This is a genomic window from Paractinoplanes maris, from assembly GCF_023544465.1.
Classification (GTDB): Bacteria; Actinomycetota; Actinomycetes; order Mycobacteriales; family Micromonosporaceae; genus Actinoplanes; species Actinoplanes maris.
Genome location: NZ_JALPVL010000001.1, coordinates 502,285 through 525,494, shown reverse-complemented (window position 1 = coordinate 525,494; position 23,210 = coordinate 502,285). Strand labels below are relative to the sequence as shown.

General features: G+C 71.6%; 26 protein-coding genes. 13 read left to right on the top strand and 13 right to left on the bottom strand.

The features are described 5' to 3' along the window. Positions 1–46: 46 nt before the first annotated feature. Both NAG42_RS02495 and malQ read right to left on the bottom strand, forming a co-directional pair. Positions 47–229, bottom strand: a complete 183-nt coding sequence (locus NAG42_RS02495) for an antitoxin (protein WP_250027560.1) — start codon at positions 227–229, stop codon at positions 47–49. Continuing rightward, a complete protein-coding gene (gene malQ / locus NAG42_RS02490; RefSeq protein ID WP_250027559.1) occupies positions 226–2,181 on the bottom strand; it encodes a 4-alpha-glucanotransferase in 1,956 nt (651 codons plus the stop codon). The genes NAG42_RS02495 and malQ overlap by 4 nt, the downstream gene beginning before the upstream one ends. 125 nt (positions 2,182–2,306) lie before the next feature. Between malQ and NAG42_RS02485 the strand changes: the two genes are divergently transcribed. Beyond that, a complete protein-coding gene (locus NAG42_RS02485; protein WP_250027558.1) occupies positions 2,307–2,579 on the top strand; it encodes a hypothetical protein in 273 nt (90 codons plus the stop codon). Between the two features lie 50 nt (positions 2,580–2,629). Continuing rightward, the gene (locus NAG42_RS43880) at positions 2,630–3,871 is read left to right on the top strand and encodes a chitosanase (RefSeq protein ID WP_284044687.1); all 1,242 of its coding nucleotides are present in this window, start codon (positions 2,630–2,632) and stop codon (positions 3,869–3,871) included. 27 nt (positions 3,872–3,898) lie between these two features. Here NAG42_RS43880 and NAG42_RS02470 read toward each other — a convergent pair whose 3' ends face one another. The 3 genes from NAG42_RS02470 to NAG42_RS02460 all read right to left on the bottom strand — a co-directional run bounded on the left by NAG42_RS02470 (position 3,899) and on the right by NAG42_RS02460 (position 6,604). Continuing rightward, complete coding sequence (locus NAG42_RS02470; RefSeq protein ID WP_250027557.1) at positions 3,899–5,134, bottom strand: family 16 glycosylhydrolase; 1,236 nt, start codon at positions 5,132–5,134, stop codon at positions 3,899–3,901. A gap of 104 nt (positions 5,135–5,238) precedes the next feature. Next, positions 5,239–6,111, bottom strand: coding sequence for a carbohydrate-binding protein (locus tag NAG42_RS02465; protein WP_250027556.1), 873 nt, complete (start codon positions 6,109–6,111; stop codon positions 5,239–5,241). A gap of 52 nt (positions 6,112–6,163) precedes the next feature. After that, on the bottom strand, positions 6,164–6,604 hold the full coding sequence (locus NAG42_RS02460; RefSeq protein ID WP_250028324.1) for an ATP-binding protein: 441 nt from the start codon (positions 6,602–6,604) through the stop codon (positions 6,164–6,166). Positions 6,605–6,646: 42 nt separating this feature from the next. On the opposite strand from NAG42_RS02460, the gene macS reads away from it, so the two are divergent. Then, positions 6,647–7,780: a MacS family sensor histidine kinase gene (gene macS / locus NAG42_RS02455; protein ID WP_250027555.1), complete on the top strand. Its 1,134-nt coding sequence runs from the start codon at positions 6,647–6,649 to the stop codon at positions 7,778–7,780. A 5-nt stretch (positions 7,781–7,785) separates the two neighbouring features. Further along, positions 7,786–8,463, top strand: coding sequence for a response regulator (locus NAG42_RS02450; RefSeq protein WP_250027554.1), 678 nt, complete (start codon positions 7,786–7,788; stop codon positions 8,461–8,463). A gap of 106 nt (positions 8,464–8,569) precedes the next feature. Here NAG42_RS02450 and NAG42_RS02445 read toward each other — a convergent pair whose 3' ends face one another. The 6 genes from NAG42_RS02445 to aroA form a co-directional block, all read right to left on the bottom strand. Beyond that, the gene (locus NAG42_RS02445; RefSeq protein WP_250027553.1) at positions 8,570–9,127 is read right to left on the bottom strand and encodes a DUF5709 domain-containing protein; all 558 of its coding nucleotides are present in this window, start codon (positions 9,125–9,127) and stop codon (positions 8,570–8,572) included. 76 nt (positions 9,128–9,203) lie between these two features. Next, complete coding sequence (locus tag NAG42_RS02440; protein ID WP_250027552.1) at positions 9,204–9,926, bottom strand: anti-anti-sigma factor; 723 nt, start codon at positions 9,924–9,926, stop codon at positions 9,204–9,206. Between the two features lie 262 nt (positions 9,927–10,188). Then, positions 10,189–11,088, bottom strand: coding sequence for a hypothetical protein (locus NAG42_RS02435; RefSeq protein WP_250027551.1), 900 nt, complete (start codon positions 11,086–11,088; stop codon positions 10,189–10,191). A gap of 111 nt (positions 11,089–11,199) precedes the next feature. Further along, the gene (hisN, locus tag NAG42_RS02430; RefSeq protein ID WP_250027550.1) at positions 11,200–11,994 is read right to left on the bottom strand and encodes a histidinol-phosphatase; all 795 of its coding nucleotides are present in this window, start codon (positions 11,992–11,994) and stop codon (positions 11,200–11,202) included. A gap of 64 nt (positions 11,995–12,058) precedes the next feature. After that, entirely contained in the window at positions 12,059–13,132 is a 1,074-nt protein-coding gene (gene rsgA / locus NAG42_RS02425) for a ribosome small subunit-dependent GTPase A (protein WP_250028323.1), read from the bottom strand. Positions 13,133–13,134: 2 nt separating this feature from the next. After that, positions 13,135–14,427, bottom strand: coding sequence for a 3-phosphoshikimate 1-carboxyvinyltransferase (aroA, locus tag NAG42_RS02420; RefSeq protein WP_250028322.1), 1,293 nt, complete (start codon positions 14,425–14,427; stop codon positions 13,135–13,137). Between the two features lie 69 nt (positions 14,428–14,496). On the opposite strand from aroA, the gene NAG42_RS02415 reads away from it, so the two are divergent. From NAG42_RS02415 to rsrA, 5 genes are all read left to right on the top strand, one after another. After that, complete coding sequence (locus NAG42_RS02415; RefSeq protein ID WP_250027549.1) at positions 14,497–15,204, top strand: SOS response-associated peptidase; 708 nt, start codon at positions 14,497–14,499, stop codon at positions 15,202–15,204. A 327-nt stretch (positions 15,205–15,531) separates the two neighbouring features. Continuing rightward, on the top strand, positions 15,532–15,927 hold the full coding sequence (locus tag NAG42_RS02410) for a WhiB family transcriptional regulator (protein ID WP_250027548.1): 396 nt from the start codon (positions 15,532–15,534) through the stop codon (positions 15,925–15,927). Between the two features lie 110 nt (positions 15,928–16,037). Next, positions 16,038–16,649 (top strand): alpha/beta hydrolase family protein, encoded by a 612-nt coding sequence (locus tag NAG42_RS02405; protein ID WP_250027547.1) that lies wholly within the window; start codon positions 16,038–16,040, stop codon positions 16,647–16,649. A 66-nt stretch (positions 16,650–16,715) separates the two neighbouring features. Next, positions 16,716–17,513, top strand: coding sequence for a sigma-70 family RNA polymerase sigma factor (locus NAG42_RS02400; protein ID WP_438872348.1), 798 nt, complete (start codon positions 16,716–16,718; stop codon positions 17,511–17,513). A 6-nt stretch (positions 17,514–17,519) separates the two neighbouring features. After that, complete coding sequence (gene rsrA / locus NAG42_RS02395) at positions 17,520–17,807, top strand: mycothiol system anti-sigma-R factor (protein ID WP_250027545.1); 288 nt, start codon at positions 17,520–17,522, stop codon at positions 17,805–17,807. A 46-nt stretch (positions 17,808–17,853) separates the two neighbouring features. Here the strand turns inward: rsrA and NAG42_RS45440 are convergent, their stop codons facing one another. Continuing rightward, positions 17,854–17,928 carry a 50S ribosomal protein bL37 gene (locus NAG42_RS45440; protein ID WP_369814844.1) on the bottom strand — a complete coding sequence of 25 codons (75 nt, stop codon included), beginning with the start codon at positions 17,926–17,928 and terminating at the stop codon, positions 17,854–17,856. A gap of 131 nt (positions 17,929–18,059) precedes the next feature. Between NAG42_RS45440 and NAG42_RS02390 the strand changes: the two genes are divergently transcribed. Further along, entirely contained in the window at positions 18,060–18,278 is a 219-nt protein-coding gene (locus NAG42_RS02390; protein WP_250027544.1) for a biotin/lipoyl-binding carrier protein, read from the top strand. Between the two features lie 2 nt (positions 18,279–18,280). Here the strand turns inward: NAG42_RS02390 and NAG42_RS02385 are convergent, their stop codons facing one another. Further along, a complete protein-coding gene (locus NAG42_RS02385; protein ID WP_438872347.1) occupies positions 18,281–19,798 on the bottom strand; it encodes a tetratricopeptide repeat protein in 1,518 nt (505 codons plus the stop codon). A 164-nt stretch (positions 19,799–19,962) separates the two neighbouring features. On the opposite strand from NAG42_RS02385, the gene NAG42_RS02380 reads away from it, so the two are divergent. The 3 genes from NAG42_RS02380 (at position 19,963) to NAG42_RS02370 (ending at position 23,141) form a co-directional block, all read left to right on the top strand. Then, positions 19,963–21,000: an SIS domain-containing protein gene (locus NAG42_RS02380; RefSeq protein ID WP_250028320.1), complete on the top strand. Its 1,038-nt coding sequence runs from the start codon at positions 19,963–19,965 to the stop codon at positions 20,998–21,000. A gap of 63 nt (positions 21,001–21,063) precedes the next feature. Continuing rightward, entirely contained in the window at positions 21,064–22,611 is a 1,548-nt protein-coding gene (locus NAG42_RS02375; RefSeq protein WP_250027543.1) for a sensor histidine kinase, read from the top strand. Continuing rightward, positions 22,611–23,141 (top strand): suppressor of fused domain protein, encoded by a 531-nt coding sequence (locus NAG42_RS02370; RefSeq protein ID WP_250027542.1) that lies wholly within the window; start codon positions 22,611–22,613, stop codon positions 23,139–23,141. The genes NAG42_RS02375 and NAG42_RS02370 overlap by 1 nt, the downstream gene beginning before the upstream one ends. Positions 23,142–23,210 lie beyond the last annotated feature (69 nt).

The window sequence follows — 23,210 nt, the reverse complement described above, 5'->3', positions numbered from 1 at the left end:
CTGGGGGAAACAAGAGAGGGGTTCCCGGCCACGGCCGCCGGAAACGTCAGGGACGGGTCGTGTCGCCCTGACCGGTGCGTTTCTGGGCCTCGTCGACCGCCTTGTCGATCTTCGAGGTGTGCTTGTGGCCGGTGCGCTTGTCGACCTCGTCGCCGATCTTGTCGAGCGCCTGATCCACCTGCTTGTCGTGCTTGTCGAGGAAGTCCTTGGCCTTGTTGAGGAAGCTCATCGGGGTGCCTTTCGCTGGGCGGTCTTCCGCTGGCTCAGGATCGCCGCGACCGCGTGGACCCGCGGATCGTCGGCGATCTCCTCGAGACCGGCGGACAACGGCATCCGCCAGTTCGGGTACTCGTCCATAGTGCCCGGAAGATTGGGCTGCGCGAGCTCTCCCAGCACGTCATAAAGCGACGCGGTGACAAAACGGCACGGCGTCCGGGCCAGGAACTCGTGCATCGCCAGGATGATGTCGTCGATCGAGCTGTCCTCGTCGACCAGTCCCTCGGCTCGCAGCGCCTTGAGCAACTGGTCGCGGTCGCGCTCGGCGTTGCGCCGCTCCTGCTCGACCGGCCCGGCCAGCTGACCCAGCTCGGCGCGGACCCGCACCTGCTCGCCGGTCAGGAAACCGGCCGCGGTCGGCAGATCGTGCGTCGAGATCGAGGCCAGCGCGTTGCGCTTGTAGTCGGCGGGCGGATAGAAGACGTCCTCCGGGTCGTCCCAGTCGCGGGTGAACCAGAGCACCGCCGAGCCGAGCATGTTGCGCTGCTCCAGGCCCTCGGTCATCTCGGGCAGCACCGTGCCGAGGTCCTCGCCGATCACCACGGCCCCGGCCCGCTGGGCCTCGAGGGCCAGGATGCCGAGCATCGCCTCGGGGTCGTAGTGCACGTAGGTCCCCTCGGCCGGACCCATGCCCGGCGGCACCCACCACAGCCGCCACAGCCCAGCCACATGATCGACGCGCAGACCGCCGGCGTGCCGGAAGATCCGCCGGAGCATGTCGCGGTAGGCCGCGTACCCGGTGGCGATCAGCTGGTCCGGTCGCCACGCGGCCAGTCCCCAGTCCTGACCGAGCTGGTTGAACGCGTCCGGCGGGGCGCCCGCGTGTACCCCCGCGGCCAGCACGTCCTGCAGCAGCCAGCCGTCGGCCCCGGCCGGGTCGATCCCGACCGCCAGGTCGTGCACCACGCCGACCGGCATGCCGCTCGCCCGGGCCGCGTCGTTGACCTCCCCCAGCTGCTTGTTCAGCAGGCGCTGGAGCCAGGCGTGGAAGGCGACGCGGTCGCTGTGGAACTCGCGGACCGCGGGGGAGTCGGGCCGGCGCAGCTCCTCGGGCCACTCCTGCCAGTTGGCGCCGTGCCGCTCGGCCAGTGCGCAGAACCGGGCGTAGTCGGTCAGGCCGGGATCGCTCTCGAGGTCGACCTCGCCGGCCAGCGGCCACAACAGCTCGAGGGCGGCCCGCTTGGCCTGCCACACCGCGGAGTAGTCGATCAGCCCGTCGGCCGTCGGGACCGGCTTGAGCGCGTCGACCGAGGCTCGCAGCGGGGGATCGGCCCGGCGATACTCCTCGGTGTCGGCGATCCGCAGATAGAGCGGATTGGCGAAACGGCGGCTGGACGGCGAATAGGGCGACGCCGGCACCGGCAGTGTCGGGGTGATCGCGTGCAGTGGGTTGAGCAGCACCAGCCCCGGGCCACCGGAATTGCCCAGGAACTCGCGCAGATCCCCGAGGTCGCCCATGCCCCACGAGCGGGCCGAGTGCAACGCGTACAGCTGGAGCATCCAGCCCCAGGTCTGCGGCGGCTCGGGCAGCTCGCCGGGCACCACGACCAGGGTGACCTCCTGATCGGCGGTGTGCAGCCGGTGCCAGCCGAGCGGCAGGTCACCGGGCACCTGGTCGCCCTCGCGCTCGGTGCCGTCCTCGAGCACGATGGTGGCCGGCCCGGGCAGCTCCCGGGTCTCGCCGGCTCGGACGACCACGGTGCCGGGCATGCGGCCCAGCCGGTCCCGCTCGCGGACGGCCTCGAGCCCGGCCCGGATCGCCTCGGGCGTCGTCGCGTCCACGCCGAGCAGGCCCAGCACACCCACCACCGACGCGTCGGCGACGTCCTTGCGCTCGCGGTGCCAGTCCTCATACCACGTGGCCACCCCGTGTGCCGTCGCCAATGCCGTCAGGTCGGCGTCCATCCGATCCCCTCTCCTCGCTGCCGTTGCCTTCTACCCTGCCTGATGAGGGGGTAGTCGCGGGAGAACCTCTCGATGAGGGGTAGTCGCGAGAGCACCTCTTGCGGCAATCGGTCAAGATGGAACACATGTCTGCAGTAGTGAAGTTCTGGTCGCGTCTGGCCGCGGCGGTGACCGGGGCGACGCTCGCGCTGGTCGTGCCGGTGCACGCCTGGGCCGCGAGCAATGGCCTGGACACCGTGATGATCGAGGCGGCGCGGTCCCGCCGGCGTCGTGGCGGGTTCGGCTTCTTCGGTCTTTTCGGCGGTCTCTGTTGTCTCTTCGTGGTGGCCGCGATCGTGCTGGTCATCGTGCTGATCCTGCGTAACCGCAGGAAGCCCAAGGATCCCCGCCAGCCCTGAGTCCGGCCGAATCCCGGTGATCTTGCCGGGGTCCGACCTAGCGTTGAGGGATGCGGATCCGTGCGAACAACGTCCGGACGCTCGCGCTGGCCGGTGGGGTGGGGGTCGTGCTGTGCGTCCCGCTGGCCATTTCGGTGGCCGCCTCCGGCAACACCACGGTGCTGATCAGCCGGGGCCGCCCAGCGGTGGCGTCCTCGGTGACCGGCAGCGACGTGGCGGCCCGGGCCAACGACGCCAGCACAGTCACCCGCTGGGCCAGCGTCGCCGGGCCGGGCACCCAGTGGGTGCGGGTCGACCTCGGTTCGGCCCAGCGCATCGAGCGGGTGCGGCTGCAGTGGTCGGGCACCTACGCGAAGACCTATCGCGTGCAGGCCTCGATCGACGGCTCCAACTGGGCCGGCCTCTATGCGACCAGCGCCGGTAACGGCGGCGCGGACGACCTCAAGCAGCTCAACGGCACCGGCCGTTACCTGCGGGTGCTGGCCACCCAGCGGGCCCGCCCGACCGGCGGCTATGCGCTGGCCGACGTGCGTGTCTGGGGTCCGGCGTCCAAGGCGCTGCCGGTGACCGCGCCGGCGACCGGCTCGCCGGCCTCGGGGCTGGAGGACCGCCGCAAGAAGGAACGGGCGCTGTCGCTGGTGTCGAGCGCGGAGAACTCGACGCTCGGCTGGCGCGGGCAGTTCGGCTATATCGAGGACATCGGCGACGGCCGCGGCTACACGGGCGGAGTCGTCGGCTTCACCTCGGGCACGGCCGACATGCTGGCCGTCGTCACCGCGTACGCGAAGCGCAAGCCCGGCAATGTGCTGCAGAGATACCTGCCCGCGCTGCGTGCGGTGAACGGTTCCGACTCGCACGCCGGGCTCGACCCGGGCTATCCGGCGGCGTGGCGGGCGGCGGCCAAGGACCCGGTCTTCCAGAAGGTGCAGGAGGACGCGCGGGACGCGTACTACTTCAACCCGTCCATGCGCATCGCCCGCGACGACGGCCTGCGGGCGCTGGGCCAGTTCGCCTATTTCGACGCGGCTGTCATGCACGGCGTCTCGGGGCTCCGGGCGATCCGGGCCGCCACCCTGCGTACGGCGAAAACGCCGGCCCAGGGCGGCGACGAGCTCACCTACCTGAATGCCTTCCTCAACGCCCGCGTGGCCGAGATGCGCACCGAGGCGGCCCACACCGACGTCAGCCGGGTCGAGACCGCCCAGCGCCTGTTCCTGCGCCGCAGCAACCTCGACCTGACCGCGCCGCTGACCTGGCAGGTCTACGGCGACTCGTACCGCCTGACGGGCTGACCCGGGCCCCGGATCAGCCCACCGGTGTCAGGCGCGGACCCACTTCTGGTTGGCGCCGCCAGTGCAGTCCCAGAGCACGAGCTGAGCGCCGTTCGCGCTGTTCCAGGCGTTGATGTCGACGCACTTGTCGGCCGAGATGTTGACCAGGTCGCCGGCCCCCGACAGGGTGAACCGTTGCACCGGGTTGCCGTTGCAGGTGACCAGCTGGATCGGCGTGCCGTTGGTCAGCGCGCCACCGGCCGGGTCCATGCACTTGCCCATCGAGCGCAGCGTGCCGTCACCGTTGAAGCTCCACGACTGAGCCGCGGTGCCGTTGCAGTCGTACATCTGAAGCCGTGCCCCGTCGACCGGGTTGGCTCCGGGGATGTCGATGCACCGGTTGCTGAAATTGCTGCGCAGAGCCGATCCGCCCGCGGGCGGCGGGGTGGTGCCGCCGTCGGTCCACGAGGAGACGCGCACCCAGTCGACCAGCATGGACTGCGGCAGAACGGTGCTGCCGTCCGGATAGCCGGGCCAGTAACCGCCGACCGCCACGTTCAGGATCATGAAGTGGTTGTGGTCGAAGACCCACTGCCGCCCGCCGAGGCTGGCCGGCGTCACACGGAAGAACTCCGAGCCGTCGAGGAACCAGACGATCAGGTTGGGCGACCACTCCACCGCGTAGTTGTGGAAGTCGTTGCCGAGCGGGGTGCCGATGGTGCGGTTGCCGCCGATCGAGCTGCCGCCGGAGTAGCCGGGGCCGTGCACCGTGCCGTAGACGGTGTTCGGCTCCTTGCCGACGTTCTCCATGATGTCGATCTCGCCGGTGGTCGGCCAGTTGTTGCCGCCGAGCATCCAGAACGCCGGCCAGATGCCCTGCGTCTTGGGGATCTTGATGCGGGCCTCGAAGCGGCCGTACGTCTGCGAGAACTTGTCCGCGGTCAGGATCCGGCCCGACGTGTACTGGCAGGTGCCGTAGTGGCACTGGTAGCCGGCCGGGTTCTCGCGACGGGCGGTGATCTCGAGCTGTCCCGCGCCGTTGACCCGGACGTTGTTCGTCGAGTTGGTGTAGTACTGCTGCTCGTTGTTGCCCCAGCCGCTGCCGCCGATGTCGAACTTCCACTTGCTGGAGTCGATCGGGCCGGCCGCGCCGTTGAACTCGTCCGACCAGACGACCGGGCCGACGGCGGCCTCGGCGGCGTCGTTGCGGGAGCCGGCTACGAGGCTCGTGGTGAGGGTCGCCGCGATCAGAGCCGCGGCGAGCAGGACTCTTGTCTTACGCATGGGGGTGCCTCCGGGGGAAGAGGTGCGTATCGAAAACAGTCTTTAAAGATTGACCACATTGAGTCAATGGAGACTGGTTCCGGAACCCCGGATGAGGCCTTTTCTTACACCTTCGTGAAAAGGTTGGGCAACTCGGAGGGCTCCCAGCCGGGCAGCGCGGTGTGCGCTTCCTTGACCTTGTAGGTCACGCCCTTGTAGGTGACCAGGTCGCCGGCGTCGTAATCGGTGTAAGCCTTCCACGCCGCCGCGGCGGGCTTCTTGACCGGTGGCGGCGGCGGTGTCGTCGCGGGGGCGGCGGAAGTGGGGCCGGCGGAGGTGGGGGACGCCGTGGTGGGGATGGGCATCGGCTTGGCGCCCGCCGTCACCTTCACGAAGTCGACGACCATGCGGGCCGGGCGCCGCCCGTCGGTCGCCAGGTTGAGCACCAGCGCGATCGGCAGGCCGGGCTCGGCCGGGGTCAGCTTGAGGCTGGGCCGCCCGTCGACCGACCACACCACCGCGGTGGGGGACCAGTCGATCGCGTACGTGTGGAACTGCCGCCCCGAAGTGGGGTCGGCCTCCCGGTCGAGCGTCTCGACATCGCCGCGCAGCACCCGGCCGTACTTGTCGACCACGCCGAAGGCCCGCCACGGACCGTCCGCGCGCCGCACCTTGATCCGCGCCTCGGCGTGCCCGAACGGCTCCGCGAACGCCTTGCGGGTGCTGATCAGCCGATCCACCACCAGACGGCCCTCGCCGTCCTGGCGGCCGTTGCGCGCGTCCCCGTCGAGCAGCCACTTCGACGGGTCGAGGTCGGCACCGCGACCGCCGCCGAAGTCGTCGTCGAAGACCGGACGGTGCTCCGACGCGACCGCCACGTCGCCCTGCCCGGTGACGGCGATGGCGCCCACCAGGCCGGCGCCCGCCACGCCCAGCGCGAGCAGCGCGCGCGGGCGGATCAGCCATCGTCTTGATCCCGAACGGTGCCGTGCATCCACAGCAGCAGACCTTGACGAAAGTGAGAGCTCCTCGCAAGATCGGCGAGGAGTTTTAAGGCTGGCTTAAGGAAGAGCGGCTGGACACCCGGACCGTGGTCCCCTCGCCGCCAGTGATCAGCTCGAATGTGTCGGTCAGCTCCTCGGCCAGCCACAGCCCCCAGCCGCCCGGCGTGTCGGCCGCCGGCCGCGTCACCGGCGCCGGTCGTACCGCCGGCAGCCCGCCGCCGGAGTCGCTCACCTCGCACACCACGGCATCGTTCTCGGCCCACAGCCGGACCCGGCCGACACCACCGCCGTGGCGCACGGCGTTGGTCAGCAGCTCGTTGACCGCGACCACGAAGTCGTCGAGGCGGTCACCGGTCAGCCCGGCCGTCCCGGCACAGGACGCGACGGAGTGCCGGAGCGCGGTGATGGCGCTCCGGTCGAACGTCTCGGAAAGCAGAACTGTGGTGCCGATGACTCCGACCGTAGGGCACGCCTGATCTTCCCGCAGGGCGGGCCGCCGGTCGGTGCCGTCGTGTGGGATGGTCGGGCCATGGCCGACGCACGCGACAGCGGTCTCCAGGCGCCGCTGTGGCGGGCCATCGCCATCTACCGCCTGGCCGCCCTCGCCTATGCCGCGTTCCTGGTCGTCAGCAATGTCGGCGCCTACGTCCGGCCGATGCTCGCGTGGCCCACATTGGCCCTGATGGCCGCGTGGACGGTGGTCACGACCTATGCGTACGCCGATCCGGCCCGCCGCCGCCCGCCGCTGCTCGTGGCCGACCTGCTGGTCACCATCGCCGTCCTGACCGCCAGCATCTGGGTGGTCGGCCGGTCCGGGCTGGAGGCCGGCCTGCCCACCCTCGCGGTCGCCTGGCACGTCGCGCCGGTGATCTGCTGGGCGGTGGCCGGCGGACGGCGTGGCGGCATCGCGGCCGCGCTGGCCATGGGGGCGACCGATCTGATCGTCCGGGCCCACTACGACCAGGCGGCGTTCACCGGCGCGGTGCTGATGCTGCTGGCCGCGATCGCGGTGGGCAATCTGGTGCGGATCGCCGAGGTGGGTCAGCAGCGGCTCGAGCGCGCGATCGAGCTCGAGGCGACCACCCGCGAGCGGGAGCGGCTGGCCCGCGACATCCACGACTCCGTGCTGCAGGTGCTGGCGCTGGTGAAACGGCGTGGCGCCGGGCTGGACGGCGAGGCCGGAGAGCTGGCCCGGCTGGCCGGCGAACAGGAGGCGGCGCTGCGCAGCCTGGTGGCGGCTCGCCAGGTGAGCGACCCGGTCGCCGACGAGCTCGATCTGATGGCGCTGCTCGAGCCGTACGCCTCACCGGTGGTGACCGTCTCGGGCCCGGCCGGCGCCGTCCGGCTGCCCGCCCGCATCGCCCACGAGCTGCGCGCCGCCGTGGCCGCCGCGGTGGACAACGTGGAGAAGCACTGCGTCCCCGGCACCAAGGTCTACCTGTTCGTCGAGGACGAGCCGGACGAGGTGATCGTGACCGTCCGCGACGACGGCTGCGGCATCGAGCCCGACCGGCTGGCCCAGGCCGAGGCCCAGGGGCGGCTCGGCGTCGTCCAGTCGATCCGCGGGCGGGTCGCCGACCTCGGCGGCCGGGTGCGGATCATCTCCGCGCCGGGCGAGGGCACCGAGGTCGAGATGGTCGTGCGCCGCGTCCCGATATCGTGACTGCCATGAGCGCTGCGATCCGGGTGATGGTGGTCGACGACCACCCGATGTGGCGCGAGGGCGTCAGCCGCGACCTGGCCGCGGCCGGTTACGACGTGGTCGCGACGAGCGGCGAGGGGCGGCAGGCGGTGCGCATCGCGGCCGCGGCCCGGCCCGACGTCGTGATCCTCGACCTCCAGCTGCCGGATGTCTCCGGGGTGGAGGTGATCAACGGCCTGCAGACCGAGGTCCCCGGCGTACGGGTCCTGATGCTCTCGGCCAGCGGCGAGCAGCAGGACGTGCTCGACGCGATGAAGGCCGGCGCGACCGGCTACCTGCTGAAGTCGGCCGGCCTGACCGACTTCCTCGACGCGGTGAGCCGGACGGCGGCCGGTGACACCGTCTTCACCCCCGGGCTGGCCGGGCTGGTGCTGGGCGAGTTCCGCCGGCTGGCCGTGACCGAGCCGGCCGATCCGCGGGCGGACGCGCCGAAGCTCACCGAGCGCGAGACCGAGGTGCTGCGCCTGGTGGCCAAGGGCTTGTCGTACCGGCAGATCGCCGAACGACTCGTGCTCAGCCACCGCACGGTGCAGAACCACGTGCAGAACACGCTGGGCAAGCTCCAGCTGCACAACCGCGTAGAACTAACCCGCTACGCGTTGCAGAATGGCCTCGCTCCGCTCGGCGAGGATCCTGCCCCCTGAGACCGGTGTCGAGGACGGCGAAACGACGTCGGCTCCGCCTCGCCGTTTTCGACGCCCTCGACACCGACGGGCAGGATCCGCCGGCGCAGCCTCGACCTACGCGGGGTCACTCGTATTTCGGGGCGTTCGTCTCGTGGATGGCGAGCTCCTCGGCGCTCGCGCCGCCGCCGGCCGCGCCCGCGTCGTAGGCCACGCTGTCACCCTCGTTGTCGAAGCCGTAGCCCTCGTCGGTGGCCACCAGGCGGCCCACCGTCTCGGGGTTGTCGTCGTCGAGCTGACCGTCGTCGTAGAGCGAGATCTGCGATTTCGGGTCGGAGGTCGGGCTCTCGCCCCACACATCGGCGTCGAAGTTGCGCTGCTCGGAGCTGTCGACGGTCTCGTCGATCGGGTCGTGCCGGACCGGGATCTGGTCCTCGGCGCCGAAGTCGGGCTCCTCCTGACGGAGGCGGCGGTCGAGGCCCTCGCCCGCGTGCTGCTCCGCGGCGGTGTCGCCGAAGCGGTTGGAACCGCCGGGGCCGACACCCGCGAGGGCCGCCGGGTCGGGCCCGTCCGCCCAGCGGGGGCTCTCCACCTGGTCGTACGCGGTCGAATCGTCATCCGCGGTGTCGGGCAGACCGGAAGCCTCGGGGTCGGACACCTCGGCGGGGTAGTCGTTGTCTCGCATCCCCGCAATCTACCCGCGTGCGGGGCCGGTCATGCTCGTGCTCTGCGCCTCGTTCTAGGCGACCTCACGCCCGGGTTCACGCCTCGGCGTCCAGCAGCGCCCAGACCACTTTGCCGTCGTCGAGGCGCAGGTTGCCCCACCGGGCCGACACCGAGTCGATGAGCAGCATGCCCCGGCCGCCGTAGGAGGTGGCGGGCACCGGCGTGCCGGTGAAGGTCGGGATGTGCGTCGAGTGGTCGCGCACCGCCACGCTGATGCCGCTGCCGTGCGTCGCGACGAGCACGGCCATCGGGGTGCGGGCGTGGACGACCACATTGTTGACGAGCTCGGTCACGACGATGCACGCCGGCCCGGCCAGATCGCGCCGGTCCCAGCGCCCGCAGGCCTCGGTGATCAGCTCGCGCGAGCGGCGGGCGGCGCCCACCGCGGGCTCCAGGTCGAGGCTGAGCCGCTGGTCGGGGTCGGGTTTGCCCAGCTCGGCGACCGCCGCCCGGGCGTCCGGCCAGACCGGCCAGCCCGCCCCGGGCCAGGCGGTGGCCCCGCGGGGGTCGCACAGCGCCAGATGGGCGCCGGGCCAATCTGCCGTCTCGAGGCGGATCTCGCGCAGCATGGCCGCCGTATCGGGGGCCGGGACGGCGAGCTCACCGACGTCGACCAGCACCGCCTCGGGCTGCTCGGCCAGGACGCTGAGCAGCGCGGAGCGCACTGTGCCGGCCGCCGCGGCGTCGAGCACACCGGTCAGCCGGACCAGGGGGTACTCCGCCCCGCGATCCACCAGGTGCTGCACCTCGCTCGCCATGATCGCTCCATTGTGCATAACGTGTCCCCTTTTCGCATTTCCGGCGAGTGTGGGGACCGAAACCACCCTCCGTCGAAGGCGGTACGGCATCAAACGGGACATAACCTCCTGACAGGCTTGGTCAGCATGTACCCGGCGGGGGAAGACTCATGCAACTCAGTGATGAAATTGCTTCCGTCCACTTTTGGGAACGGCCTCGTTCCGGTAGTGGCAGCTCAGCCGCTGGTCGTCGCGGCGGGCCGGCCCGGCTTCGAGCAGCAGGTCAGCGGCTGGTCGGGGCGGGGCGCAGCGGGGCCGGCTCGGGCCTGCGTGGTGGCGGGGCCGGGGCGTGGTGGTGCTGGGGTTCGGCGTATCGGGTCAGGCCGATCACCGCGGCCAGGGTGACCACGAAGCCGAGCGCGGCCAGCCACTCCTTGCCGGGCTGGATGCGGTCGCCCAGCAGCAGCAGGCCGACGATCGCGGCCGGGACGGCCCCCGCCGCGTCCATCGCGGCGACCGCGGCCGTGGTCGAGCCGCGCTGCATGGCCAGCCCCAGCAGGAGCTGGCCGACGAGCGAGTGCACGATCAGCAGATAGAGCAGCGGGTTGGCGAAGAAGCCGGCGGCGGAGTGCTCGTTGGCCAGCGGCCGGGCGGCGATGGCGGCCGCGCTGAACCCGACACCGGCCAGCGAGCCGAGCACGACCGAGCCGAGGGCTCCTTGCAGGCGTACGGCGAAGAAGCCCAGCCCCGCGATGACCAGCACAGCGACGGCCAGGCCGGCCACGGCGGCCGTTCCCAGCGGTCGCGCGTGGGCCGGTTGAGCCGCGTTGACCAGACCCGCGATGCCGATCATGAGCAGGACCAGCAGCACCACCTCGGCGGCCGGCAGCGACCACTTGAGCAGCACGACGCCGAGAATGGCGGTCACGCCCAGCCCCGCCGCCACGCTGGCCTGCACGAGGAAGAGCGGCAGGTCCTCACGGGCCAGGAAGGCGAGCACGAAGCCGAGCACCTGACAGCCGAGGCCGAGCAGATAGATCCGCTGCCCGGCGAGCCGCACCAGCAGCCCGGGGTCGAAGGTGTGGTGCACGGTCGTGCGGGCCGCGGCCGCCGACTGCAGCAGGTTAGCCACCCCGTACGCCAGGATCATGGCGGCGAGGAAGCACCAGCCCGAGGACACCACGTGACGCACGATAGACCAGCCCCGGCGCCGCATCAGCGCTTCGGGGGACACTCTCAGCGCGGGGTGCCCGGGGCGTTACACAGAGCCACCTTTTTCAGGCTCAATGTCCGTTTATCGGGACAGCGCGGTAAGTACCGTTTCGTGCAGCGATCCATTGGTGGCGATGACCGACGACTTGTCGGCCGGCGCGCGTCCGGCCAGGTCGGTGATCGTGCCTCCGGCCTCCTGGACGATCGGGATCAGCGCGGCCATGTCCCACAGCGACAGCTCCGGCTCGACCATCGTGTCCACCGCGCCCTCGGCCAGCAGCATGTAGCCGTAGAAGTCGCCGTAGGCCCGGCTGCGCCAGACGGCCAGGCTGAGGTCGACGATCTGCTGCAGCCGCCCGATCTGGTGCCATCCGTCGAGGCTGGCGTAGCTCAGACTGGCGTCGCTGATCCGCCCCACGCCCGACACCCGGATGCGGGTGGCCGCGTGCTGGTGCTTCCCGGCGTACGCGCCATGCCCGCGCGCCGCCCACCACCGCCGGCCCAGGGCGGGCGCGCTCACCAGCCCGGCCACCGGGACGTCTCCCTCGAGGAGCGCGATCAGGGTGCCCCAGATGGGCACCCCGCGCACGAAGTTCTTGGTCCCGTCGATCGGGTCGATCACCCATCGCCGGCTGCCCGGCCCGGCGGCGGCGTGGGTGAGCCCGAACTCTTCCCCCAGCACCCCGTCGCGCGGGCGGGCGCGTGCCAGCGTCGACCGGATGGCCTGCTCCACCGCGGTGTCGGCGTCGGAGACCGGGGTGAGGTCGGGCTTGGACTCGACCTGGAGATCGAGCGCCCGGAACCGGCTCATCGAGATCGAGTCGGCGGTGTCCGCCAGCAGGTGAGCAAGCGAGAGGTCGTCGGCATAACCAGCCATGCCCGCACGCTAGCGGATGATCCACCCCGCGCGTCGCCATGGGCAACATGAACCCCACCCGCGACTATCCCGGCCGGCCCTCGTCCGGTGGCGTCTCCCGGGGGTCGCCCTCCCCGGCCCGCGAGGCCAGCAGCCGCCGGTAGGACTCCAGCCGGCGTGGATCGGCGTTTCCCGCGGCCACCCAGGCGTCCAGCCGGCACTCGACGTCGTTGACGCTGTGCCCGCAGTTCGGCTGGTCCTCCAGCGTGCCCTCGACCAGGTCGGGGAAGCCGTGCAGCAGGCTCTCGGCACTGACGTGGGCGAGCCCGAAGCTCCGGATCCCCGGCGTGTCGATGATCCAGCCGGGATCCTCGCGCGACCGGCCCACCGGGGGCAGCCGCAGGGCCACCGCGCTGGTCGACGTGTGCCGGCCTTTGCCGATCGCGCTGACCACGCCCACCGCTCGCAGCGCGTCCGGCACCAGACGGTTGACCAGCGTCGACTTCCCCACGCCGGAGTGCCCGACCATGACCGAGATGTGACCGGCCAGGCGCTTGCGCAGGTCGCTCAGGTCGCTGTCCGGGCGGACCAGCACGTACGGCAGGTCCAGCTCCGCGTAGTAGTCGAGCACCGCCTCCGGACCGGCCAGGTCGGCTTTGGTCAGGCACAGCAGCGGCTCGATGCCGGCGTCGTACGCCGCCACCAGGCAGCGGTCGATGAAGCCGGTGCGCGGCTGGGGGTCGGCCAGCGCGCTGACGATCACGAGCTGGTCGGCGTTGGCCACCACGACGCGTTCGAGGCGGCCCTCGGGGGTGGTGTCGTCGTCGTCCGCGGTGCGGCGCAGGACCGAGGTGCGCTCGCCGATCCGGACGATGCGGGCCAGCGCGCCGTCGTCTCCGGTGACGTCACCGACCAGCGCCACCCGGTCACCCACGACGACCGATTTACGGCCCAGCTCGCGGGCGCGCATCGCGGTGATCACAGGGGCGTCGATCGGCGCCTCCTCGCGGACGCAGCCGTAGCGGCCCCGGTCGACGGTGATCACCAGCGCGTCGATGGCGTCGTCGTGCTTGGGTCGGGTGCGGGTGCGGGGGCGCGACGAACGGCCCGGTCTGACCCGGACGTCGTCCTCGTCGTACTCCCGTTTGCGGCCTGGCAGGTCTAACTCCTCGCCACGAGTCCGGCCCAGAGTTCCGGGAACTCGGGCAACGTCTTCGACGTACACGCTACGTCGGTCAGGGTCACGCCCTGCACGGCGAGTCCGATAACCGCGGCCGCGTGGGCCATCCGGTGGTCGGCATAGGTCTCGAACTCGGCCCCGTGCAACGGCCCGGGCACGATGTGCAGGCCGTCGCGGAACTCGGTGATCCCGGCGCCGACCTTGCCCAGCTCGGTGGCGAGCGCGGCGATCCGGTCGGTCTCGTGCCCGCGGATGTGCTCGACCCCGCGCAGCTCGGACGGCCCGTCGGCCAGCGCGGCCAGCGCGGCCACCACCGGGGTGAGCTCGCTGACCTCGGACAGGTCGGCGGTGATGCCGTGCAGCCGGCCGGTGCCGCGCACGGTGAGCCCGTCAGCCGACTGGGTGACCTCGGCGCCGAGGGCGGTGAGCAGCTCGGTGAGCCGGCCGACCGGCTGCCAGCTCTCGGCCGGCCATCCGCTGAGGGTCACCGCCCCGCCGGTGACCATGGCGGCGGCGAAGAACGGCACGGCCCCGGAGAGGTCGGGCTCGATCACCCACACCCGCCCCTGGAGCTCGCCCGGCTCGACCGCCCAGACGTCGGGCACCGACTCGTCGACCACCGCCCCGGCGGCGCGCAGCATGTGCGTCGTCATCCGCAGATGCGGAGCGGACGGCACAGGCGGGCCCTCGTGCCGCAGCACCAGGCCCTTGGTGAACCGCGGCGCCGACAGCAGCAGCCCGGAGACGAACTGGCTGGAGGCCGACGCGTCGATCACGGTCTCGCCGCCCTCGACCAGGCCGGCGCCCCGCACGGTGAGCGGCAGCCCGCCGATCTCGGACGCGTCGATCGACACGCCGAGCGACCGCAACGCCTCGACGATCGGGCGCAGCGGCCGGTTGCGCGCGTGCGGGTCGCCGTCGAACTCGACGGTGCCCTCGGCCAGCGCCGCGGCCGGCGGCAGGAAGCGCATGATCGTGCCGGCCAGGCCCACGTCGACCCGGGCCGGGCCGCGCAGCGGCCCCGGCTCGACCGTCCACCGATCGTCGGCGCGCGCGTCGAGCCCCACCCCGAGCGCGCGCAGACCCGCGGCCATCAGCTCGGTGTCGCGGGCGCGCAGCGGCCGCTCGATCACCGACGGCCCGCCCGCCAGCGCGGCCAGCACCAGGGCGCGGGCCGTCATCGACTTGGAGCCCGGCAGCCGCACCGAGGCGGTGACCGGACCGGACGCGGCCGGAGCGGACCAGGGACGAGGTTGTGCTGTCACGCGGCCCATTGTGCCGGGGTGGACCGACAGTTTCGTGGAGCGTTCCCGCACCACGGGACGCGTGTACCGTTCGGGGACATGTGCGGGCGGTATGCGACGACCAGGACCGAGGCCGATCTCCAGGATCTGTTCGAGGCCGTCAGCGTGGTCGACGAGGTCGGGCCCAGTTGGAACGTGGCGCCCACCGACCCCGTCCCGGTCGTCCGCGTCTCGCAGTCGCACGACGCGCGCGTGCTCGACACCGCCCGCTGGGGTCTCGTGCCGCCGTGGGCCAAGGACCTGCGGGCCGGCGCCCGCATGATCAATGCCCGCTCCGAGACGGTGGCGACCTCACCGGCCTTCGCGCCGTCGTTCGCCCGCCGCCGCTGCCTGGTCCCGGCCGACGGCTGGTTCGAGTGGGTCCGCGACGGCAAGCAGCGCCAGGCGTTCTACATGACTCCGGCCGACGGTTCGCCGCTCGCGTTCGCCGGCCTGTGGACGTCGTGGGGCCCCGACAAGGTGCTGACCTGCAGTGTGCTGACCACGGCGGCGCTGGGTGGCCTGGCCCGGGTCCACGACCGCATGCCGCTCATCCTGCCGCGTGACCGGTGGCCGGCCTGGCTGGCCGGTGGCGGCGATGCCGATGAGCTCCTGACGCCGCTCTCCCCGGCCGAGCTCGACCAGATCGACGTGCGTCCCGTACGCCCGGATGTCGGCAACGTTCGCAACAACGGCCCGCATCTGCTCGAGCCGCCGCCACAGCAGCAGCCGCCCAGCCCGGCGGCCGAGCCCGCGACCCTGTTCTGATCGGACGGACCGGCGCCGCTGGTGCCGTCGCGACGGCAGGCTGATCGGGGCAGCGCGCCGATGTCCGCTCTGCTACTTTCCTGGCGCTCGGCCTTGGCACTGTCCATTGCGGTCACTTCGCTGGCAATTCGCTGAGTGCCACATGATCATCTTTGAGTTTTGTCGATAGTTGTCCGCATTTTTCATTGGCAACTTTGTTTCAAGATAGATAAGACCCTTGTTCTGATCTCCTACCCTGCGATACAAAACTGCGCCGGAGTGGTGCGAGTTCGCACGGTGCGCGCCCGTTGCCACACGCAGTACCGGTCCCACGGGGGAGGTGGGCTGATGACACGGGCTCGTATGCCGCGTCCACATGAGGTAGCCATCGCACGACGCGATCCACGGCTGCTCGAGGCCATTCGTGACCGACGCACGGACGAGGCTTGGCGGACCCGCGGTGCATGCCGCACGGTCGATCCGGAGACGTTCTTTCCGGCGCCGAACGAACCGTCCGAGAGTGCGGTCTCGCTCTGCGGCACCTGCACGGTGCAAGGACCATGCCTGGCCTGGGCACTGCAGGTGGGCGATTGCCACGGCGTCTGGGGTGGCACGACACCCCGCGAGCGCCGGGCGATGCTCGTGGCCTGGCGCGAACGCGTCGGCCCGGGTGGTGAACCCATCGACGACGACACCGACGAGGAAGACCGTCGCCTGCTCGACCTGACGCCGGTCAGCCGCTGATCGACGCCGGACACAGCTGAGCCACCCAGCGGGCGACAACGAGGTCGCCGGCTGGGTGGCGTGTCGCGGCGTTCGCTCTTCGCGGACGATTGCCGCCCGGGGCTGCTTACATGGGTCCCGTGGATGAGCGTGAGATCGAGACACCGCGCGGCCCGGCCCGCGTCCGGATCAGTGCGCCCGAGGGTGGAGCCGCGAGCCGGCTGGTCCTGGGCCACGGGGCCGGCGGCGGGGTCGACGCGCCCGATCTCCGGGCGGTGCACGACGCGGCCGTCGCCGGTGGTGTCGAGGTGGTGCTGGTCACCCAGCCCTATCGGGTGGCGGGCCGGCGGGCGCCGGCACCGGCGGGCCAGCTCGATGAGGCCTGGTCGGCTGTGGTGCGGCTGCTCGGCGTACGGGATGTGCCTCTGATCGTCGGTGGGCGGTCGAGCGGAGCGCGGGTGGCGTGCCGGACGGCCGCCGATCTCGGGGCCTCGGGTGTGCTCGCTCTGGCGTTTCCGCTTCATCCGCCGGGTAAGCCCGACCGCAGCCGGGCCGGTGAGTTGCCGGCCGGGATCCCGACGCTCGTGCTCAACGGCGACCGGGATGCCTTCGGGATGCCCGCCGGCTCCGGTGAGATCGAGGTCATGGTCCGGCCGGGGGCGACTCATGACCTGCGCAAAGACGTCAAAGGCACCGCCGATCTGGCGGTTGCCTGGCTCCGGCGGCACGGGTGGGCCCGGTGAGGAATGCCCGTCGCACCCTCGTGGTTGTAGACCCCGGGAGCATGAATGTCGGAAGGGGTTTGTCAGGTGCGAGCCGGAACGGAGTACCTGGAGCGCGGCGGCCGAGAGGTCGATCGGGTGCGGGACCTGCTGGGTTCCCCCGAGTGGCCGGCGACCGAGAAGCCCGTCACGCCATCGGTGAGTGTCAGCACACCGGTGGTTTTCCAGACCGTTGACGGGGCACTACCCGTATCCTCGGCGGGGCGGTCGAGGGGAGAGCTCAGGGTGGCCCAGACAGAACGGACCGAGGAGCGCAGAGCGCGCTTCGAGCGGGACGCGTTGCCTTTTGTGGATCAGCTGTATGCGGCTGGTCTGCGGATGACGCGTAACCCGGCCGACGCCGAGGACCTGGTGCAGGAGACGTATCTCAAGGCGTTCTCCGCGTTCCACCAGTTCGAGGAGGGCACCAACCTCAAGGCGTGGCTGTACCGCATCCTCACGAACACTTATATCAACTCGTATCGGCGCAAGCAGCGCCAGCCGGTGCAGGCTCCGACCGAGGAGATCACCGACTGGCAGCTCGCCTCGTCCGAGTCGCACACCTCCGTCGGCCTCAAGTCGGCCGAGACCGAGGCGCTCGACCGGCTGCCCGACAGTGACATCAAGGAAGCCCTGCAGGCTCTGCCCGAGGACTTCCGCCTGGCCGTCTACCTCGCTGATGTCGAGGGTTTCTCGTACAAGGAGATCGCCGACATCATGGGCACGCCGATCGGCACCGTCATGTCCCGCCTGCACCGCGGCCGGCGCAACCTGCGCAAGACCCTGGAGCAGTACGCCGTCGACCGGGGCATCACCCGGACCGCTTCGGAACCGCAGGAGGCGTGACGCGTCATGAGCGGGCTGAACGGTGAGGATCACGAGACCGACTGCGGCATAGTGATCAGCGAGGTCTACCTCTACCTCGATCTGGAGTGCAGTGAGGACCGCCGCTCGTTGATCCAGAAGCATCTGGACGACTGTGACGGGTGCCTGCGCGAGTACGGCATCGAGCACGAGGTGAAGGCGCTGGTGTCCCGCTGCTGCGGCGACGAGAAGGCGCCGAGGGAGCTGCGCGAGCGGCTGCGGATCAAACTCGACCAGCTCGAGGTTCAGGTCGAGACCCGGGAGTATCTCCCGTAAGTCGTGCAACGAAAAGGGCCCCGCATCGCGGGGCCCTTTTCGCATGTCAGCTGTTGGGCCGCTTGCCGTGGTTCGCGGCGCTCTTCTTACGAGCCTTCTTCTTGCGGGACTTCTTCGCCATAGGTGACTCCTTGTTCGTGCCGTATTCCCGGGCCGATGGTAGTCGGCGCATCCGCGCGCGCCGGACTCGCCCAAGGGGGATCCGTGGTTTGATGACCCGGTCCGACACACTCAACCCAGGAGGATTCATCGATGGCCGACGAGATCCGGGCCGAGATGGTGGCCAACGTGTGGAAGGTCGTCGCCTCGACCGGCGACACCGTCGCCGAGGGGGACACGCTGGTGATCCTCGAGTCGATGAAGATGGAGATCCCGGTCGTCGCCGAGACCGAGGGCACCGTGGCCGAGCTGGCCGTGCACGAGGGTGACGTCGTCCAGGAGGGCGACCTCATCGCCATCATCCAGGGCTGAGATCAGCCGCGGCGCCAGCGCAGCAGCAACCGGCTGCGCCCGCGCTGGCGCGGCACGGCCGGCGCCCGGGTCATCGCCGTGGCCAGCTGCCGGGTCGACTGGTCGAGATCGGGTGCGGCCAGCGCCAGCTCGGCGAACGAGCGCGCCCCGGCCCGCGGCGCCACCTCGGTCAGCCGGGCGGTGACCACCCCGGCCACGTCCGCGCGCGCCGACGGGTCGACCCAGGCCGCCACGATGAGCGCGAACAGCGCCGCCTCGGTCACCCGGTCGAGGCCGCCGTCGGTCAGCCCGAGCAGGATCCGCCGGCGCTCCGAGTCGAGCCAGGCCTGTTCGGAGCGGTGGTGCAGCAGACCCAGGCAGGCCCAGATCTCCGGGGCGGCCACGTCGGCCGGTGGGTGGGCGAGCAACGCCATCAGGTCGGCCGGGGTGAGCAGGATCAGCGGGACGGCCGCGTCGTAGGCGGCGGGCGGGTGGGCCCACGAGAGCGCGGCGACCTGGCGCAGCCGGCGCACCGCCTCGGCCGTGGGTTCCTCGGACGCGGGGGCGTGACCGCCGGGCAGGGGGGCGGTCGCCGGGGCGCCGCTCAGCCAGGGCGTGTCGCGGCAGCAGTCGGCCAGGTCGGTGTGCTCGTGCGACTCGTCGGGGTGGTCGCGGATGTAGTCGGCCAGCCGCACCAGGTGCATGAGGTCGCCGTCGGCGCGGTGGCGCAGCCGGTGGGCGGTGTGCACCGCGCAGTCGTATTCGGGGTCGCGTTCGAGGGCACGGTCGACCCAGCTCAGGGCGTCGTCCAGGCGGTCGTTGTCGGCCAGGGTGCCGGCGATGTCGGCATAGACGGAGAGGTCGTCGGGGTCGTGGGCCACCGCGCGCCGCAGGGCCGCGAGCGCCTCGGGCAGGCGGCCGGAGCTGCGGTACGCGTAGCCGAGCCAGATCTCGCCGAGCTTGGACGGGCGGACCCGGGCGCCGCGGGAGGCCCAGTCGACGGCCATCTCGTGCTCGCCGACCCGGCGGGCCAGCGCGGAGCCGGCGCCGAGCAGCATGGCGTGCTCGGGATAGGCGGACAGCGCGTGCCGGACGACGGACAGATAGGGGCGCAGGGTCGGCGGAGCCGGCTCGGGCACCCGGGTGCACAGCCGCATGAGCACCTGGGCCAGCAGGCCGGGCTCGATGCGGACGCCGAGAGTGGGCTCGGCGACCCAGGGCACGCCGGCCCAGTCGGCCGCGGGCGCCTGGCCGCTGGCCGCCGCCAGCAGGGGAAGCCCGTCCTCCGGGCGACCGGCCGCGGCGAGCAGGTGGGCCCGCGCGGCGAGCCGGCCGGGTGAGGTGTGCGGTCCGGCGCGGAAGAGGTCGAGACCGCCGGCCGGTCGGGCGGCCAACCGGCCGAGCAGTTCGTGCACTTCGGGCAGAGTGGGGGCGTGGGCCAGCGCGGCGGCCAGATGATCGGCGGCCTTCTCCGGCTCGTCGGTCGCCAGGGCGGATCTCGCCTGTTCGAGAGCGCGGTCGGCGGCGCGGCGTAAGTCCACGATGCAAGACAGTAGGGGAAAGAACCCTTTATGTCAGTAGCTCATCTCCTGCGCGTTAATGCTCGAAACGTTGACTCTGTAAGCTCATTCTTGCAAGACTGCGCATCAAACGCGCGCCGGAATGCTCATCAGGGGAGGAACACGTGACACAGCGAGGCCAGGGGATGGCCGCGGACATCGCGGAACAACCGGAGGGATTCGCCCGGCTGCTCGACGCCGAGCAGGGCGGCGCCATCGCCCAGGTGGCCGCCGAGGTGGCCCGCCGGCGGCCGCGCAATGTCGTGTTCGTGGCTCGGGGCACCTCCGATCACGCGGCGCTCTACGGGGCCTACCTCACCGAGATCCGGCTCGGGCTGCCGGTGGCCAGCGCCTCGCCGAGCGCGATCACGCTTTTCGGCGCGCGGCCCGATTTCACCGGCACGCTGGTCGTCGGGGTCAGCCAGAGCGGCGGCTCGCCCGACCTGACGGCCGTGCTGCAGGTGGCCCGGGAGACCGGCGGGCTGACCCTGGCCGTCACCAACAACCCGGATTCGCCGCTGGCCCGGGCGGCCGAGCTGTCGATCGACGTCGCGGCCGGGCACGAGCGGGCGGTCGCGGCCACCAAGACGTACACCGCCGAGCTGCTCGCCCTGCTGCTGCTGATCGAGGGCATCCGGTCGGGCGACGGCAGCCTGCCGGCCGAGGAGCGGGCGGCCCTCGACAAGTTGCCCCAGCTCGCCGAGGACGCGCTGGCCGACCGTACGGCGGACGACCTCGCCCAGCGTTACCGGTTCGCCTCGCGCCTGGTGACGACCGGGCGTGGATACGCCTACCCGACCGCCCGCGAGGCCGCCCTCAAGCTCATGGAGACGTCGTACCTGCCGGCGCTGTCCTTCTCGGGGGCCGACCTGCTGCACGGGCCGCTGGCCATGACCGACCCGGACGTGCCGGTGCTCGCGGTCGTCGGCGACGGGCCGGGCGGCCAGTCGATGCGGGACGTGGTGACCCGGCTCGGCGAGCGGCGGGCCGACGTGGTGACGATCGGCGCGACCGACGTGCCCGGGGCCGCCGGGCGGCTCTCCGTGCCCCCGGTGAGCGACGAGCGTTACAGCGCGCTGCTCGACATCCTGCCGCTCCAGAAGCTGGCACTGGCACTGGCACTGGCCCGCGGCGAGGACCCCGACGCGCCTCGGGGCCTCAAGAAGGTCACGAGCACGCTCTAGACATTTCCGGCGGTAGGGCGAAGCCGTCTCGGCCCGGTAACAGGGGCGTGGCACGCTTGCTGCGTGTCAACGTTGCGTGATCTGGCCGAGGAGCACACCGGCCTCGAGCCGGCCGACATCGACCACCTGCACCGCATCGCCGGTGACTGGCAGCTGCTGTCCGACCTCTCGTTCGCCGACCTGCTCATGTGGGTGCCGGTGCGGCGGGCGGACGGGCAGCCGCGCGAGTATCTCTGTGTCGCGCAGGTGCGGCCGACCACGGCCCCGACCGCCTATCAGGACGACCAGGTCGGCAAGATCGTCGGTGGTCCCGAGGTGGCCCACCTCGACATCGCCTTCGCCCAGGAGCGCATCTGGCGTGAGGGCGACCCGGTCTGGTATGGCGACACCCCGGCCCGGCACGAGGCCATTCCGGTCCGCCTGCGGGACCCCAACGACCACGAAGAGGGCTACAGCGAGGTGATCGCGGTGATCGGCCGCGACACCAACCTCTCCACCGCGCGGACCCCCAGCCAGCTCGAGCTCAACTATCTGACCACCGCCGACGACCTGGCCCAGATGGTCGCCGACGGCACCTTCCCGCCGCCGCGGCACCCGGGCGAGACCACCTCGGCGCCCCGGGTCGGCGACGGCCTGATCCGGCTCGACGCCGGCGGCAAGGTCACCTATGCCAGCCCGAACGCCCAGTCGGCCTACCGCCGGCTCGGCTTCAACGCCCACCTGGTCGGCGAGGAGCTGTCGGCGCTCACCAGCCGGCTGGCCGCCGACCCGCTGGAGGGCAACGACGCCGCCGAGCGCATCCTGTCGGCCCTGCGCGGTGAGTCGCCGCCCCGGCAGGAGATGGAGGCCCGCGGCGCGACCGTGCTGATCCGGGCGCTGCCGCTGCTGCCGGCCGGGGTGCCGATCGGCGCACTGGTGCTCGTGCGCGACGTCACCGAGGTGCGCCGCCGCGACCGCGCCCTGATGACCAAGGACGCGACGATCCGCGAGATCCACCACCGGGTCAAGAACAACCTGCAGACGGTGGCCGCGCTGCTGCGCCTGCAGGCCCGCCGGGTCGACGCGCCCGAGGCCCGGCACGCGCTGCAGGAGTCGGTGCGCCGGGTCGCGTCGATCGCCCTGGTGCACGAGACGCTGTCGATGTCGAGCGACGAGGCGGTCGAGTTCGACGGCATCGTCGACCGGGTGGCCACCGCCGCCACCGAGGTCGCGGCGACCAGCATCCCGGTCAAGATGCGGCGCGAGGGCACGTTCGGGGTGCTGCCCGCCGAGATCGCCACCTCGCTGGTGATGGTGCTGAACGAGTTGCTGATCAACGCGGTCGAGCACGGCTTCGGCGCCTCGGAGGACGACGACGCTCCCGAGCCGGCGGCCGACGAGAGCGGTGAGGTGGTGGTCTCGGCCCACCGCTTCCGCAAGCAGCTGCACGTGACGGTGGCCGACAACGGTCAGGGGCTGCCGGCGGATTTCCGGGCCGACGACACCCAGCGGCTCGGCCTGCAGATCGTGCGGGCGCTGGCCACCGGCGAGCTGCGCGGCAGCATCGAGCTGCGTAACCGGGCCGGCGGCGGCACCGAGGCCGTCCTCGTCGTCCCGCTGGGCAAGCGCTGATGCGGCGTGCCGTCGCCCGGCACTACCGGTCGCTCTGGGGCCGGCCCGGCCGCAAGCTGAACTTCGGTGGGCACGGCGTACGCGTGCAGGTGCACCACTGGCGCGCGGCCGACACCGACGAGGGCGTCGAGCTTTATGCCACCGTCGGGGCCAGTGCGGCGCGGATGGCCGGCCGGCACCGGGTCGAGTTCATCCTCGGGCTCACCTCGGAGGTCGACGTGGCCGAGTCCCTGGCCGGTCTGGGCTCCTTCCCGGCGCTGGCCGGCGAGATCGACAAGGGCGACACCGTCACCCTCGGCGGGCCGCTCTGGCCGGGCAGCGACTTCCGGGCGTACCTGATCATCCCGGAGGTCGACGACTACCTTCCGCCGCTGGTCAGCCGGCGTGCGCACGTGCAGTTCCTGCGGGCGATGCCGATCTTCGAATCGGAGATCGACCTCAAGAAGGAGCACGGCGCGGGCTGGGTGATGGAGGAGCTCGACCAGCGGGGGATGCGGATCGGCGACGCGAACCGGCGGCCGCTGTCCTGACCGCATTGTGTTAACAGAACATGTGCGGGGTGCTACGTACCACACTCCCGGAATCTGGACCAGCCTGGC